Origin of the sequence: Streptomyces sp. NPDC051940, from assembly GCF_040680895.1 — a bacterium.
GTDB lineage: Bacteria > Actinomycetota > Actinomycetes > Streptomycetales > Streptomycetaceae > Streptomyces.
Genome location: NZ_JBFAXR010000175.1, coordinates 1 through 14,434 on the forward strand (window position 1 = coordinate 1; position 14,434 = coordinate 14,434).

Genomic DNA, 14,434 nt, shown 5'->3' on the forward strand with positions numbered 1-14,434 from the left:
CGGGCTGGGACCGGCGGATCGCCGGCGGGCTCAGCTTTCTGCGGCGGCGGCTGACCGGGGCCGCAACTCCGTACCGCCGGGCGGTTACGCCCCGGCGGCCTTGCGCCGGCGCGCGGTGAGGAGCAGGCCGGCGCCCAGCGCCACGGTCAGCGAGCCGCCCGCGACGAGCCACGTCGTACCGCCGCTGCCGCCCGTCTCGGCCAGGTCGCCGTCCGGACCCGTACCGTCGTCGGTGGCCTTGAAGTACAGCCGGGCGGCGTTGTTGATCCGGCTCGCGGTGAAGTCCTCGGCCTCGGCCGCCGCCACGACACCGGCGTAGCTGTCGTCGACGTCCAGCTGCAGCGCGACCCGGAAGGTGAACTTCACCTCCGCGCCCGGCTCGAGGGCCGCCTTCTTCGAGCAGCCGTAGGTCCAGTTCGTCTCCGGGTGGTCGGTGTCCAGCGGGTACGCGGCCAGGTTCTCGGGGCCCGCGTGCTCCTTCGTACAGCCCTTCGGGGCCGAGACGACCTCGACGTTGGCCGGGAACACCGCCCAGATCCGGATACCGGGACCGCCGTCGGCGTTCGTCGCGGGGAGGGTGGTGGTGCCCGAGTTGCGGACCCGGAAGACGGCGTTCGTCTCCGCGCCGACCCGCGTGTTCACCGTCCCGCCGACGGCCGCGATGTCGGTGACGTTCCCGGTGGTGAGGACCGTGGAGTTGAGGTTGTTGTACTCGTCGATGTCCAGCGGCTGCTCGGCGTCGAGGGTGTTCGGCGCCTCGACGTCCGGCACCAGCGCGAGCGGGGCGCCCGTGCCGGGCTCGCCCTCCGGGTCGCCCACCCAGTCGGAGCCGATGACGGCGTCGCCGTACTGGAGGACGTCGCCGTGGCCGCCCTCGGGGACCGACAGCGTGACCGGCTCGTCGAGCACGTACGTCTGGCCCGGCTTGACCACGGTGTCCGGGAAGGTGCAGAAGGCCCCCCGCTGAGCCCCGTCGTACGACTCGTACACGCAGTTGCTGTGGTTGCCGAGGACGGCGACGTTGCCCAGCCCGCCGCGGATGAAGACCTCGACGCCCGCGGCGTCCTTCGTGCCGAGGTTGGTCACCTCGAGCCGGACCGGCGTCTGCGTGCCGGGCGCGACCTTCATCTCCTGGCCCAGGTCGTTGATCGCGAGGTCGGCGCCGTCGCCCACGGTCACGCCGACCTCGGCCGAACCGGACCCGGCCGCCAGGGTGCCGTTGTCCGCGTCCATCGCGAACGCGACCTTCCCGGAGGCGCCCGCCGGCGCGCCCGCCGCGGCGCGTACGCCGATGTCCAGGCCGCCCATGCCGTACTTGACGTCGCCGAGGAAGCACTGCACCCGCAGCTTGTCGGCCGAGGCGTACCCACAGCCCTTCGGCAGGTCCAGCTCACCCACGCCCTTGAGCGCGGACCCGTCGACGACGACCTCCACATTCCGCAGGGTGCTGAGCCCGTTGTTGTAGAAGGTGAAGCTCAGCGGCCGGTAGTCGTCGCCGTGTCCGTCGGCCCGCACCGGAACGGTGCGGTCGAATCCGGTCGAGATCTGGAAGCGGACCGTCTCCTCCGCCCCCGCGACGCCCGCCCCACCCCCGGCGAGCAGCGCGCCGGCGGCCACAAGGGCCGCTGCCGCACCGGCTGCACGCCGCATGTACACCAGTCTCATAGTTGCCTTCCCACCCCATCGGTTGTCAGAGCGGAGCGTAGGGCCAGGCAAAACCCAACTCCGGTAAAGCGAAGGCAAAAACTCCTCCGCCACCTCGTACGGCGCTACCGTGCCCCTCATGGCGAGCCGGACGATCACCGTGCACCAGGTCCGCGCCCTGCTGCGCGGGGCGCGGCGGCTCGGTCTGGACCCCGTCCCGCTGCTGCAGGCCGCGCGGATACCCCCGCTGCTGCTGGGCGACGACCGGGCCCGGGTGACGCCCGACCAGTTCACCTGCCTGGTCCGGGAGCTGCACGAGGCTACCGGCGACGAGTTCCTCGGACTCGGGCCCGCGCCCAGCCGCCGCGGCACCTTCGCGATGATGTGCTACGCCGCCATCGGCTGCCGCGACCTGGAGTCGGCCGTGCACCGCGCGGTCCGCTTCTACGGCCTCTTCCCGGACGGCCCCGACCTGGGCCTGGCGTACGGGGACGGCGAGCTGGAACTGTCCGTACGCAACGACCCGGCCTTCGCGGACCCGTTCCTCTCCGAATGCCTGACGATCGTCTACCACCGGCTGTGCAACTGGCTCATCGGCCGCCGGATCCCGCTGACCCGCGCCGCGTTCGCCTACCCCCCGCCGCCGTACGCGGCGGAGTACCCGGTGCTCTACGGCTGCCCCGCGCGCTTCGACGCCCCCCGCACGGCCGTGGCGTTCGCCGCGCACTGGCTGGCCGCGCCCGTGATCCGGGACGAGGCGGCGCTGGAGGAGCTGCTGTCGCGGGCCCCGGCGGATCTGCTGAGCCGCAGGTCGTACGGCACCACGGTCGGCGAGCAGGTGCGGCACACCCTGGCGGGATCCCTGACCACGGGGCGCCGCCGCCCGGCCCGGCTGCCCGGGCTGACCGAGGTGGCGGCGCGGCTGGCGCTCAGCCCGGCGACGCTGCGCCGGCGGCTGCGCGCGGAGGGCACCTCGTTCCAGGAGCTGAAGGACGCGGTACGGCGGGACGCGGCGCTCACCTCGCTGGCGGCGGGCGGCGAGCCGATCGCGCTGCTGGCGTCCCGCCTCGGCTACTCCGAGGACACGGCGTTCCACCGGGCGTTCCGCCGGTGGACGGGGACGACACCGGGGGCGTACCGCCTGCGGCAGCTGCCGCGGGCGGACCTCAGGCGTACAGCCCCTCCACACTCTCCGCGTAGTCCCGCAGGATCGCCGCCCGCTTCAGCTTCATCGACGGCGTCAGATGACCCGTGTCCTCCGTGAAGTCGGCGGTCAGCACGGCGAAGCGGCGGATGGACTCGGCCCGGGAGACCAGCAGGTTCGCGTCGTCCACGGCGCGCTGCAGCTCCTCCCGCAGCGCCGGGTCCTCGGCCAGCTCCCAGGCGGGGACGTGGAGCTTCTTGTGCATGCAGCACCAGTGGTAGAGGCCGTCGGGGTCGAGTGTGAGCAGCGCGGCGACGTACGGGCGGTTGTCGCCGACCACCAGGCACTGGCTGATCAGCGGGTGCGCCCGCAGCCGGTCCTCCAGGGGCGCGGGGGCGAGGTTCTTGCCGGAGGAGGTGACGAGGATGTCCTTCTTCCGGCCGGTGATCGTCAGATAGCCGTCGTCGTCCAGCGAACCGAGGTCCCCGGTGGGCAGCCAGCCCTCGTCCCCGGTGGCGGGCCGGATCTCCCCCGCCTCGCTGTCCCAGTAGCCGGCGAACACCTGCCCGCCGCGCACCAGCACCTCGCCGTCGTCCGCGATCCGCACGGCGGTGCCGGGCAGCGGCCGGCCGACCGTTCCGAAGCGGGGCCGCAGCGGCGGGGTCACGGTGGCTGCGGCGGTGGTCTCCGTCAGTCCGTACCCCTCGTACACCTCGACGCCCGCCCCGGCGTAGAACAGCCCGAGCCGCCGGCCGAGCGGTGATCCGCCGCAGATCGCGTACTGGACGCGCCCGCCGAGGGCCGCCCGGACGCGCCGGTAGACCAGCAGGTCGTACAGGCCGCGCAGCAGCTGCAGCCCCGGCCCCGGCCCGCGGCCGCCGGCGGCCCGCCGCTCCAGCGCCTCGCCGTAGCGGGCCGCGACCGCCGCCGCGCGGTCGAAGGAGGCGGCGCGGCCGAGGCGTTCGGCGGTGGCACGGCCGGTGTTGTAGACCTTCTCCAGTACGTACGGGATGGCCACCAGGAACGTCGGCCGGAACGCGGCCAGGTCCGCGAGCAGTTCCTCCGTCCGCAGGCTGGGCGCGTGCCCGAGGCGCACGCGGGCGCGCAGCGCGCCGATCGCGACCATGCGCCCCAGCACGTGTGACAGGGGGAGGAAGAGCAGGGTGGCGGCGGGCTCCTGGCTCACCTCCTTGAAGACGGGGTGGAGCAGCTCGACGGCGTTGTCGACCTCGGCGAAGAAGTTGCCGTGGGTGACCACGCAGCCCTTTGGCGCGCCCGTGGTGCCGGACGTGTACATCACCGTGGCCACGGTCTGCGGGGTCAGCGCCGCCCGCCGCGCGTGCACCTCCTCGTCGCCGAGGTGCCGCCCGGCGGCGGCCAGTTGCCCGAGCACGCCCGTGTCCAGCTGCCACAGCTGGCTGAGCCAGGGCAGCGCGGCCCGCTCACCGCTGATCATCCGCGACTGCTCCACGCTCTCCACGGCACAGGCGACGGCGCCGGAGTCCCCGAGGATCCAGCGCGCCTGGAAGGCGGAGGAGGTCGGATACACGGGTACGGTGATCAGCCCCGCGGCCCAGGCGGCGAAGTCCAGCAGCGTCCACTCGTAGGTCGTCCGGGCCATGATGGCCAGCCGGTCCCCCACCTGCAGCCCGGCCGCGATCAGCCCCTTGGCCAGATCGGTCACCTCCCGCGCGAACTCCGCGGCGCTCACGTCGGCCCACTCCCCGTCCCCGCTCTTACGGCTGAGGACGACGTCGTGCGGCGCCTCGTCGGCGTTGTCGAACGGGATGTCGGCGAGCGACCCCCGCGCGACCCCCGTGGCCAGCGGCCGCACGACCACCTCCCGGACCTCACCGCCGACGCGGCGGAGCCGGGGTTCGACGGCGTCGGCGATCTGGTCGTAGGCGGAGCGGGGGCGGGACGGTGCCGTGGTACGCGGTGCGGTCTGCCGTGTCATCAGCGGCTCCTGCCGTCTCGCGGCCAACGATCATTTAACTCGCCGGTAACGTTACTGACTGGTTGCGCAGGAGCCAATAACCCGGAACGACCCAGTTCCGGAACGACCTCGCGAACGCGGCCTGAGGTAGCGCCGGATGACAACTCACCGCGCGGGAGGCGGCCAACCTCAGCCCGGCCGGCGTCTGAGGCCGAGGCGCGCAGCGCCGACTGCGCGGTCAGGGGGATGGGGGAAGGCCGCACTCCCAGCCCGTCCGGCGTTTGAGGACTTCGGCGAAGCCGAAGCGCGCCGCAGGCGCCGGCGGAACGCGCCATGAAGCCCGGCCGGCGTTTGAGGCCGAGGCGCGCAGCGCCGATACGCCGCCGGCCAGGCATCGGGGCGAAGGGCCCAAACCAGCCCGGCCGGCGTTTGAGGCCGAGCGCCGTCCAGGCGCGAACGGGGGTCCGGGGGCGGAGCCCCCGGCAGCGGAAGGCAGCGGACGCGCCTATCGCGCCCCCGCGGCCACCCCCGCCACCGCCAGGAGCAACACCCCTGACACCACCCCCAACCCCTTCTCCACCCGCCCCCGCCCCGCAACCGCAACCCGCGCCCGCGCGGCCCCGAGCGCAACCACCCCGTACCCGATCACACACAGCACGACGTGCAACGTCCCGAGCACAGCCGTCTGCACCCCGACCGGCAACCCCGCCCCCGGCTCCACGAACTGCGGCAGCAGCGCGACGTACAACAACAGCGCCTTCGGATTGAGCAGCGCGGTCAGCAGACTCTGCCGCCACACCACCCCGGGGCCGGCGGCCCCGGCAACGGCCCGAAGCCCCGAGGCGGACCCGGCGCCCCGGCTGAGCGCCCCCCGCAGCAGCCCGAACGCCAGCCACACCAGATAAGCCGCCCCCGCGTACCGCAGCGAAGGCAGCACCCCCGGCACCGCACCGATCGCCGCCGCGAGCCCCACCGCGGCGAGCACCGTGTACAGCGCGTACCCCGTGGCGATCCCCGCCACGGCCCGCAGCGCGGCCCGGCGTCCCTGCCCCAGCCCCCGCGCGACGATGACCAGCCAGTCCGGCCCCGGCGTGCAGACGAGCAGCGCGTCGACACCGAGGAACAGCAGCAGACTTCCCGTATCCATGCCCCCGACGCTAGGCGCGGAGCCGAAGCAGCCGCTGACCGACAACTGCCCCCGCCGGCCGCCCTGCGGCAGAATCGTGCGCCATGGACCGGATAGACCGCAGTATCCTGCGCGAGCTGCAGCGCGACGGCCGGATCAGCATCACGGACCTGGCGGAACGGGTACGGCTCACCCCGTCCCCGTGTCTGCGCCGCGTCCGCCAGCTGGAGCGCGACGGCGTGATCCGCGGCTACCGCGCCCTGCTCGACACGACCGCGGTGTCCCGCGCCTTCCAGGTGTTCGTCACGGTGGTGATGGCGAGGGAGGACGAGTCGTCCGTGGCGGAGTTCGAGCGCCGCGTCGCCGGGATGCCGGAGGTGGTGGAGGCGCACCGCCTCTTCGGCGATCCGGACTACCTGCTGCGGATCGCGGTCGCGGACGTCGAGTCGTACGAACGACTGCGCACGGACCGCCTGCTGAGGCTGCCGGGCGTGGCCCAGCTGACGTCCCACGTCGCGATGAAGGCGGTGAAGGAGGACGAGGGCCTGGCGGTCGACTGACCGCCCAAGGTGCCACGCGCCCCGCCGAAGGTGCCGCCCGCCCCACCGGAGGTGCCCGCGCGCCCCGCCGTAAGAGGCCCGCGGGCACCGGCCGTTCACGGCTGGAGAGGCATCGTCCAGCAGTTGGAGAACGCGGGCAGGCCCGACAGCCGGGCCTTGATCCAGTCGATCGCGTCGCCCTGGTCGGTGAGCAGCGGCGTGACGTGGTTGGTCAGCAGCCCGTCACCCAGATTGGGCAGGATCACCGGCACGTACGTGACGTTCGCGCCCTTCGCGCACCAGTCGACGGCCATCTGCCGCGCCTGCGCGTGCGGCACGATGTCGTCCTCGGTGCCGGTGGCCACCCGCACCGGACCGGCCGGCTTCAGCCGCCCGATGCGCTGGGCGTCGAGCATCGCCCGCACCCGGGGCTCGGCGGCCACGATGTCCGACAGCGACTCGCCGCCGGCGGTCCACTTCGTACTGCTGGAGAAGCCGTACGTGAGGAGCGCGTCGCCGATGCACGCGGTGGACAGGTCGTCGAGCGCCGCCTGGCCGGCGGCGTTGAGCCGCGCGTCGGCGATCTCCCGCAGCGAGGGGTCGGTCTGCAGGAAGCCGTTGAGGGCCCAGCCGAGCGCGCCGACGAGGGCGCTGCCGTCGATGCCCTTGACGACCTCGGTCAGGTTCGCGGGCGCCGCGCCGGAGTACGTGCCGGCCAGCTGTACGTCGGGGCGTACGACGGCTGCAGTTCGGCGGCCGACGCGGTGGCGCCGCCGCCCTGGCTGTAGCCGTACAGGGCGGTGCGGGACTGCGCGGTGACGGAGGCGCCGGGTACGGACCGCGCCGCGCGGACGGCGTCGAGCACGGCGTGGCCGCCGTCGACGCGGTCGACGTAGGTGTGCAGCCGGTCGGTGGCGCCGAGGCCGACGTAGTCGGTGACCACCACGGCGACGCCGGAGAGGAGCAGCCGGTAGATGGCGACGTCCTCGTAGCCGACCGCGAGCGTGTCGCTGTCGATCTGCACCGGGTACTGCAGCCCCAGCGAGGCCGAACACCGGTCGCCCTGGCCCATCGTGCCGGGTGCGACCGCCACCAGCGGCCGCTGCCCGAGGCCCAGCCACGGGGCCCAGGGCTCGATATAGGCACCCGTCACGGCGACGGGACCGCCGCGGGAGTCGGTGGACTTGTACATCAGCCGCGTCGCCGTACCCGGGAACTGCCCGCCGATACTGGGCAGACTGAGGGCGAGCGGCAGGGGTTCGGTGCGGACCAGGGCCCCGTTCGCGGCGGGCAGGGTGGCGGGCGGATCGTAGAAGGCGGGCACCGTCACGGCGGCGGCGGGACCGGCGGACAGGGCCTGCACCCCCACACAGAACGCGGCGACGGCGACGGCCAGGGCGGCTCTCGAACGCTGCAGGAGGGTCTTGCACGGTCGTCTCACGCGGCTCACTCCTCGGCTCGGTACGACACGGGCGAGCACGCGCGCATGCTTACCCGCAAGTAAGTGACCGAAGAGTAGGGTCGCCGGAGGGACCTGACAATACGTCGCACAGGACACAGGGGCCGGTCACAACACCCGGCGCAGGGACGCTGACTCCGGTCACAGAACCCGCCACGGGAAGTCGGCCCCCGTCACAGAACGCGAGCGGGCCCGCCCCACGGCGAACGGGGTGCGGCGCCCGCTGGGCGCACTGACCGATCAGCGGCACACGAAGGGGGAGCTGTCCGACGGCTCACCCAGGTCCAGGGTCTCCGTGCGCCGCCCCTCGGTCCCGCTGACCTCGACGTCGAGGGAGCCATGGGTCACGCGGGTAAGCCGCGGCTTCCCCGTCGGCGGCAGCGGCCGGGTCAGGCACCCTTGCGCAATGCCCGGCCCCGACTGACCGGCCTGGCCCCAGCAAGACCTGAAGTCGGCCGTCTGCCAGGCGAAGAGCACCTCGGTCCCTTCGACGTGAAGCACGGACATACCTCGGTCGTCAGGCTTGTCCTCGGACGCCACGCCTCGACGGAGGTTGTGCTCGGCCGCACTGACAGCCGAGGCCCGGTCGAGGGCACGCGACGCCGACGGGTCCGGGAGGGGAGACGGGTCGCCCCCCCAGCACAACCGGCCAGCACGGCAACCACACACACCCCCGATGGCGAAGCCCACAATGCCGTACAGCGAGCCAAACAGACCGAGCCAGGCGAACATCAGGATCCCTCGACGCCGCCAGATGATGTGCCATGTACAGCACGATCGATCCCGGAACGGCAATCACCGTTGCGGCAACGCGGGCCCAGGACTCGCCAGCGGCGTTGGCCACAAAGGCCAGGAGCCCGACCAACACGAAGAGGCCCGCCCCCGACGAACGGGGTGCGGGCCTCACACAACCGATGGCGTCACACGCCGGCGGGGACCTTCTCCCGCTCGGTGTCCTCGACGGACGGCGCCTCGGCCTGGGACGGGAGGGAGGGCTCGTCGGTCTCGGACAGGTCGAACGAGGTGGCCTTGGCGTACGCCTCGCGGTCCAGGATGCCCTCGCGGGCGGAGACGATCACCGGGACGACCGCCTGACCCGCCACGTTCGTCGCCGTCCTCATCATGTCCAGGATCGGGTCGATCGCCAGCAGCAGGCCCACGCCCTCCAGGGGGAGGCCCAGGGTGGACAGGGTCAGCGTGGTCATCACCGTGGCGCCGGTGAGGCCGGCAGTGGCGGCGGAGCCGATCACCGAGACGAACACGATCAGCAGGTAGTCCTGCAGGCCCAGGCTGACGTCGAAGATCTGGGCGACGAAGATCGCGGCGAGCGCGGGGTAGATCGCGGCGCAGCCGTCCATCTTGGTCGTGGCGCCGAACGGCACGGCGAAGGAGGTGTACTCCTGCGGTACGCCGAGGCGCTCGGTGACCTTCTTGGTGACGGGCATGGTGCCCACCGAGGAGCGCGAGACGAACGCCAGCTGGATGGCGGGCCACGCGCCGCGGAAGAACTGCAGCGGGCTGACCTTGGCGACGGTCGCCAGCAGCAGCGGGTACACGCCGAACAGCACCAGGGCGCAGCCGATGTAGACGTCGGCGGTGAACGTCGCGTACTTGCCGATCAGGTCCCAGCCGTAGTCGGCGATGGCGTAGCCGATGAGGCCGACGCTGCCGATCGGGGCCAGCTTGATGACCCACCACAGGGCCTTCTGCAGCAGCTCCAGCGCGGCCTGGCTGAGGGTGACGATGGGCTGGACCTTCTCGCCGACCTTCAGCGCGGCGACGCCGAGGACGGCGGCCATGAAGACGATCTGCAGGACGTTCAGCTCGGTGAACGGCGTGACGATGTCCGTCGGGATGATCCCGGTGAGGAAGTCGATCCAGCTGCCCGCGTGGTCCGGCGCGGCGCCGTCCTTCGGGGTCAGGCCGGTGCCGGAGCCGGGGTTGGTGACCAGGCCGAGGACCAGGCCGATGCTCACCGCGATCAGCGAGGTGACCAGGAACCACAGCAGGGTGCGGGAGGCCAGCCGGGCGGCGTTGCTGACGTTCCGCAGATTGGTGATCGACACCAGGATCGCGAAGAAGACGAGCGGGGCGACGGCCAGCTTCAGCAGCTGGACGAAGATCCCGCCTATCTGCTCGAGGGTGTCCTTCAGCCAGGCGACGTCACCGTTGCGGGCGACGGCACCCAGCACGACGCCGAGCACGAGGCCGGCGAGGATCTGGGCCCAGAAGGGCACCTTGGTGATGCGTGACACGCGGGTACTCCGTGAGTGGTACGGGGAGGGGGGACGCCTTGCGGACGGATCCCGGCGCGGCGAACCCCGGCTTGTGACGGCCGGGGTTCGGGCTGCCGGTGGGGACCGTCGGTCAGCGGCGACACGCCGCGGTCACGCGGCGGCAGAGGTCGACGTGCAGCCGCGCCACGAGCGCGGTGCGCGTGGCGGGGTGGGGGGTGGCCGCAGTCGTCATGAGTACGACGGTAACACCGCAGCTTTTACTTACTCAAAGCGATGCTTTGAGCATCGATCGCGGGCGGGCGACGCCCGCGACCCGGGAAAGCAGAACTGCCCCGTCGCAACGGGGCAGTTGGGGGTGGTACGGAGCGGCGCCGGCGACGCGCTGTGAGAAGCGCCACAGGGACGCGCGCCCGGCCTTCAGCAGGTCACTCCGCGGAGGTCTCCCCGCGCGCCGCGTCGTCCGCCTCGTCCTCCTGGGAGCGGTTCGCGGCGAGGTTCCGCTTCGCGCGGTCGACCTTCGAGGAGATCTGCTCGGACATCTGGTCCCGCTGCCCCCGCAGCAGTACGAAGCTCAGCGGGGCGGAGATCACCATGGCCAGCAGCAGGACCCAGAGGTAGTTCGAGTCGCCCAGCCCTGCCGGGAGCACCCTCAGCCGCACCAGCCCCCAGACGGCGACGAAGCAGAGGGCGAACACGCCCAGACGCATCAGGCTGTACTTGACGGCGGCGTTCGCGGTCGGATTCGGGGACACGGTGACTCCAGCTTGAGGTGGCTCGGCCCTTTGATTGTAGAAAGGATCCGGATTACCGATTACCGCAGGGGCAGCCACATCGTGATGTCGTCCCGGTCGTCCCCGTCCGCGACGCGGATCGCGCCCGGCACGCGGCCGACCTCCTTGTACCCGCAGGCGGCGTAGAAGTGCTCGACACCGGTCCCGCCCCGGCAGGTCAGCCGTATGCCCTCGATCCCGTCCATCCCCCGCGCGGCCTCGGCGGCGGCGTCCATGAGCGCCCGCCCCTGCCCGGTGCCCTGCAGCGCGGGGTCCACCATCACGGTGTAGAGCCACACCCAGTGCGTCATCAGCCGGTGCCCGTTGAACCCGACGAACGCCGTGGCCCTGACCACGCCCTCCGCGTCCCGCCCCACGAGCAGCCGCGTCCGCCCCTCGGCCATCCCGACGAGATGCCGCACGAGTGCGGGCCGCACGTCCTCCTCATCGACGGGCGGTACGAACCCGACGGACCCGCCGGCGTTGCTCACGCCGGCCCACAGCCGGGTGATCCCGCCCCGCAGCGAGGCGTCCACGGCGGGATCGAGCTCGAACCGAAGGTTATGCGTCATCCCGCAATTCTATGCATCACGCCGAACGCGCCCCACGGATTTTCCGGGCACGCTCACGTGAGAAGGGTCGCAGTCGCCCACACCCAGCCCGTCCGGCGTTTGAGGACGAGCGCCGAAGGCGCGACGCGGCCGAAGGCCGCAAAGGGGGGCCGGGGGCGAAGCCCCCGCAGCGCAACGTGACATGAAGCCCGGCCGGCGTTTGAGGCCGAGCGCCGCCAGGCGCGAAACGCGGGCGCAGCCCGCGAAGGGGGCCCGGGGGCGAAGCCCCCGCAGCGCAACCCGGCCGCCGGCCCCGCCGATCAGAGCCGCATCGGCTGCGGCGCCTCCCGCCGCGCCGGATCCGGCCCCTCGAACTCCCGGATGACCTCGTACCGCGTGTTGCGCTCCACCGGCCGGAACCCCGCGTCGCGGATCAGATCGAGCAGATCCTCCCGCGTGAGCTTGCTCGGCGTACCGAAGTCGTCCGCGTCATGCGTGATCTTGTACTCGACGACCGACCCGTCCATGTCGTCCGCCCCGTGCAGCAGCGCCAGCTGCGCGGTCTGCACACCGTGCATGACCCAGAACACCTTCACGTGCGGCACGTTGTCGAACAGCAGCCGCGACACCGCGAAGGTCTTCAGCGCCTCCGCGCCCGTGGCCATCGTCGTACGGGCCTGCAGCCGGTTGCGTACGACGCCGTCCTTCATGTCGACGAAGTCGTGCTGGTAGCGCAGCGGGATGAAGACCTGGAAGCCGCCGGTCTCGTCCTGCAGCTCACGCAGCCGCAGCACGTGGTCCACCCGGTGCCGGGGCTCCTCGATGTGCCCGTACAGCATGGTGCACGGGGTCTTCAGACCCTTCTCGTGCGCCAGCCGGTGGATGCGCGACCAGTCCTCCCAGTGGGTCTTGTGGTCCACGATGTGCTGGCGGACCTCCCAGTCGAAGATCTCCGCGCCGCCGCCCGTCAGCGACTCCAGCCCCGCGTCGATCAGCTCGTCGAGGATCTCCGAGGCAGACAGCCCCGAGATCGTCTCGAAGTGGTGGATCTCCGTCGCGGTGAACGCCTTCAGCGACACCCCGGGCAGCGCCTCCTTCAGCGCGCGCAGCGACCGCGGGTAGTAGCGCCACGGGAGGTTCGGGTGCAGCCCGTTGACGATGTGGAGCTCCGTCAGGTTCTCGGACTCCATCTCCTTCGCCAGGGCGACGGCCTCCTCGATCCGCATCGTGTACGCGTCCTTCTCCCCCGGCTTGCGCTGGAAGGAGCAGTACGCGCAGGACGCGGTGCACACGTTGGTCATGTTGAGGTGGCGGTTGACGTTGAAGTGCACCACGTCGCCGTTCATCCGCGTACGCACCTCGTGGGCGAGGCCGCCCAGCCAGGCCAGGTCGTCGGACTCGTAGAGGGCGATGCCGTCCTCGCGGCTGAGCCGCTCCCCGGAACGGACCTTGTCCTCCAGCTCGCGCTTGAGCCCTGCGTCCATATGCGGCCGCCTCCCGAAAATGACGTACGTCGCTGCCGGGACCGAGCGTACGCCTAGACCTCTTCGGCCAGCTCTCCGACCCGGTTCTCCCACTTCGTGGAGAGCACGATGGTCGTCCGCGTCCGCGAGACGCCCTTGATGCCGGACAGCCGCCGGATGGTCTTCTCCAGCCCGTCCACGTCGGGCGCGCGCACCTTCAGCATGTACGAGTCCTCGCCCGCGATGAAGAAGCAGTCCTCGATCTCGGTCAGGTCCCGCAGCCGGTACGCCACGTCCTCGTGGTCCACCGCGTCGGAGAGCTGGATGCCGATGAGCGCGGTGACGCCGAGGCCCAGGGAGCCCGCGTCCACGGTCGCCCGGTAGCCGGTGATCACACCGGCCGCCTCCAGGCGGTTGATCCGGTCGGTGACGCTCGGTCCGGAGAGCCCCACGAGCCGGCCCAGCTCGGCGTAGGAGGCCCGGCCGTTCTCGCGCAGGGCCTGGATGAGCTGTCTGTCGACGGCGTCCATGTCTGACGTAGCGCCTTCCTGGTCCGGGGTCAGCGGACCGTGTCGTCCTGGTCGTCTCGGGCCCGCGCGGACCCGCCTGCGTCGTCCCGGGCCCGCACGGGCCCCCCTGCGTCGTCGTGCTGGGCGCGAGCCTGCCCCAACTCGCCCTCCCACCTGCGGTAGAGCTTGTGCGGCACCCCCGCCGAGTCAAGCACCCGGCCGGCGACGAAGTCGACCAGGCCCTGGATGTCCGCCGGACCGGAGTAGAACGCGGGCGACGCCGGGAGCACCACGGCGCCCGCCTCGTCCAGGGCCACCAGATGCCGCAGGGTCTGCCCCGTCAGCGGGGTCTCGCGGACCGTCACCACCAGGGGGCGGCGTTCCTTGAGCGTCACGCTCGCGGCGCGCTGCAGCAAGTCCTTCGACAGCCCGAGGGCCACGCCGGCCACGCAGGCGGTGGAGGCCGGCACGATGATCATGCCCTGTGCTGGATACGAACCGGAAGACGGCCCGGCGGCGAGATCCCCGGCGGACCAGTAGCGCACGCCGTCCAGCGGGCCGGGGTCGAAGACGCCCTTGCGCCCGTCGGCGCCCGCCGCCAGCCATCGCCGCAGGTCGTCACGCCAGTGCGCGTCGCGGAACGGCTCGCCCGTCTCGTCCAGCACGGTCAGCCGGGCGGCCCGGCTGACGATCAGGTCCACGGGCTCCCCCGCCTGGAGCAGCGCCCGCAGCACGGCTGCGGCGTAGGGCGTGCCGGAGGCCCCCGAGACCCCGACCACCCAGGGGCGGCGGACGGGGGCCGCGTCGCTGGTGGGAGGGATGGCCTTCATGGGTTCGAAGCCTATCCGCCTCCGGCGGGGCGGACCGCCAAAGGGGCTCCGCCCCTGGGGCGGTCCGGGTCTCGGTCCTCAGGCGCCGGACGGGCTGGGAGGGTGCCGCGGCCACGCCGGAAGGCTCCGGTTCGCGCCGGCGCCTGCGGCGCGGTTCGGCGCTCCGCGCCTCAGTCCTCAAACGCCGGACGGGCTGGGGTGGTGCTGCGGTCCCGCTGCAGCATCC

12 protein-coding genes and 1 pseudogene are annotated in these 14,434 nt (G+C 72.4%); 2 read left to right on the forward strand and 11 right to left on the reverse strand.

Going from position 1 to position 14,434, the window contains the following annotated elements; translation table 11 throughout:
• Nucleotides 1-84: 84 nt before the first annotated feature.
• Entirely contained in the window at nt 85-1,650 is a 1,566-nt protein-coding gene (locus AB0M28_RS36960; RefSeq protein ID WP_365414612.1) for an LPXTG cell wall anchor domain-containing protein, read from the reverse strand.
• A gap of 133 nt (nt 1,651-1,783) precedes the next feature.
• On the opposite strand from AB0M28_RS36960, the gene AB0M28_RS36965 reads away from it, so the two are divergent.
• Nucleotides 1,784-2,908 carry an AraC family transcriptional regulator gene (locus AB0M28_RS36965; protein WP_365414613.1) on the forward strand — a complete coding sequence of 375 codons (1,125 nt, stop codon included), beginning with the start codon at nt 1,784-1,786 and terminating at the stop codon, nt 2,906-2,908.
• Here AB0M28_RS36965 and AB0M28_RS36970 read toward each other — a convergent pair.
• Complete coding sequence (locus tag AB0M28_RS36970; protein WP_365414614.1) at nt 2,811-4,745, reverse strand: AMP-dependent synthetase/ligase; 1,935 nt, start codon at nt 4,743-4,745, stop codon at nt 2,811-2,813. The genes AB0M28_RS36965 and AB0M28_RS36970 overlap by 98 nt on opposite strands.
• Before the next feature lie 484 nt (nt 4,746-5,229).
• Nucleotides 5,230-5,871 carry a LysE family translocator gene (locus AB0M28_RS36975; RefSeq protein WP_365414616.1) on the reverse strand — a complete coding sequence of 214 codons (642 nt, stop codon included), beginning with the start codon at nt 5,869-5,871 and terminating at the stop codon, nt 5,230-5,232.
• Nucleotides 5,872-5,954: 83 nt separating this feature from the next.
• Here AB0M28_RS36975 and AB0M28_RS36980 point away from each other — a divergent pair, with 83 nt between their 5' ends.
• On the forward strand, nt 5,955-6,410 hold the full coding sequence (locus AB0M28_RS36980; protein ID WP_365414618.1) for an Lrp/AsnC family transcriptional regulator: 456 nt from the start codon (nt 5,955-5,957) through the stop codon (nt 6,408-6,410).
• A gap of 95 nt (nt 6,411-6,505) precedes the next feature.
• Here AB0M28_RS36980 and AB0M28_RS36985 read toward each other — a convergent pair.
• The 8 genes and pseudogenes from AB0M28_RS36985 to AB0M28_RS37020 all read right to left on the reverse strand — a co-directional run bounded on the left by AB0M28_RS36985 (nt 6,506) and on the right by AB0M28_RS37020 (nt 14,208).
• Nucleotides 6,506-7,758 (reverse strand): annotated as a pseudogene (locus tag AB0M28_RS36985) (lipase family protein).
• Nucleotides 7,759-8,088: 330 nt separating this feature from the next.
• Nucleotides 8,089-8,355 (reverse strand): hypothetical protein, encoded by a 267-nt coding sequence (locus AB0M28_RS36990; protein WP_365414620.1) that lies wholly within the window; start codon nt 8,353-8,355, stop codon nt 8,089-8,091.
• 413 nt (nt 8,356-8,768) lie between these two features.
• Nucleotides 8,769-10,103: a dicarboxylate/amino acid:cation symporter gene (locus tag AB0M28_RS36995; protein ID WP_365414622.1), complete on the reverse strand. Its 1,335-nt coding sequence runs from the start codon at nt 10,101-10,103 to the stop codon at nt 8,769-8,771.
• Nucleotides 10,104-10,510: 407 nt separating this feature from the next.
• Entirely contained in the window at nt 10,511-10,792 is a 282-nt protein-coding gene (locus AB0M28_RS37000; RefSeq protein ID WP_365414632.1) for a DUF4229 domain-containing protein, read from the reverse strand.
• 104 nt (nt 10,793-10,896) lie between these two features.
• Complete coding sequence (locus AB0M28_RS37005) at nt 10,897-11,427, reverse strand: GNAT family N-acetyltransferase (RefSeq protein WP_365414624.1); 531 nt, start codon at nt 11,425-11,427, stop codon at nt 10,897-10,899.
• Nucleotides 11,428-11,726: 299 nt separating this feature from the next.
• Nucleotides 11,727-12,890, reverse strand: a complete 1,164-nt coding sequence (gene mqnE / locus AB0M28_RS37010) for an aminofutalosine synthase MqnE (RefSeq protein ID WP_365414626.1) — start codon at nt 12,888-12,890, stop codon at nt 11,727-11,729.
• A 53-nt stretch (nt 12,891-12,943) separates the two neighbouring features.
• On the reverse strand, nt 12,944-13,399 hold the full coding sequence (locus AB0M28_RS37015; protein WP_365414628.1) for an Lrp/AsnC family transcriptional regulator: 456 nt from the start codon (nt 13,397-13,399) through the stop codon (nt 12,944-12,946).
• 29 nt (nt 13,400-13,428) lie between these two features.
• Nucleotides 13,429-14,208 carry a UbiX family flavin prenyltransferase gene (locus AB0M28_RS37020; RefSeq protein WP_365414630.1) on the reverse strand — a complete coding sequence of 260 codons (780 nt, stop codon included), beginning with the start codon at nt 14,206-14,208 and terminating at the stop codon, nt 13,429-13,431.
• Nucleotides 14,209-14,434: the final 226 nt, after the last annotated feature.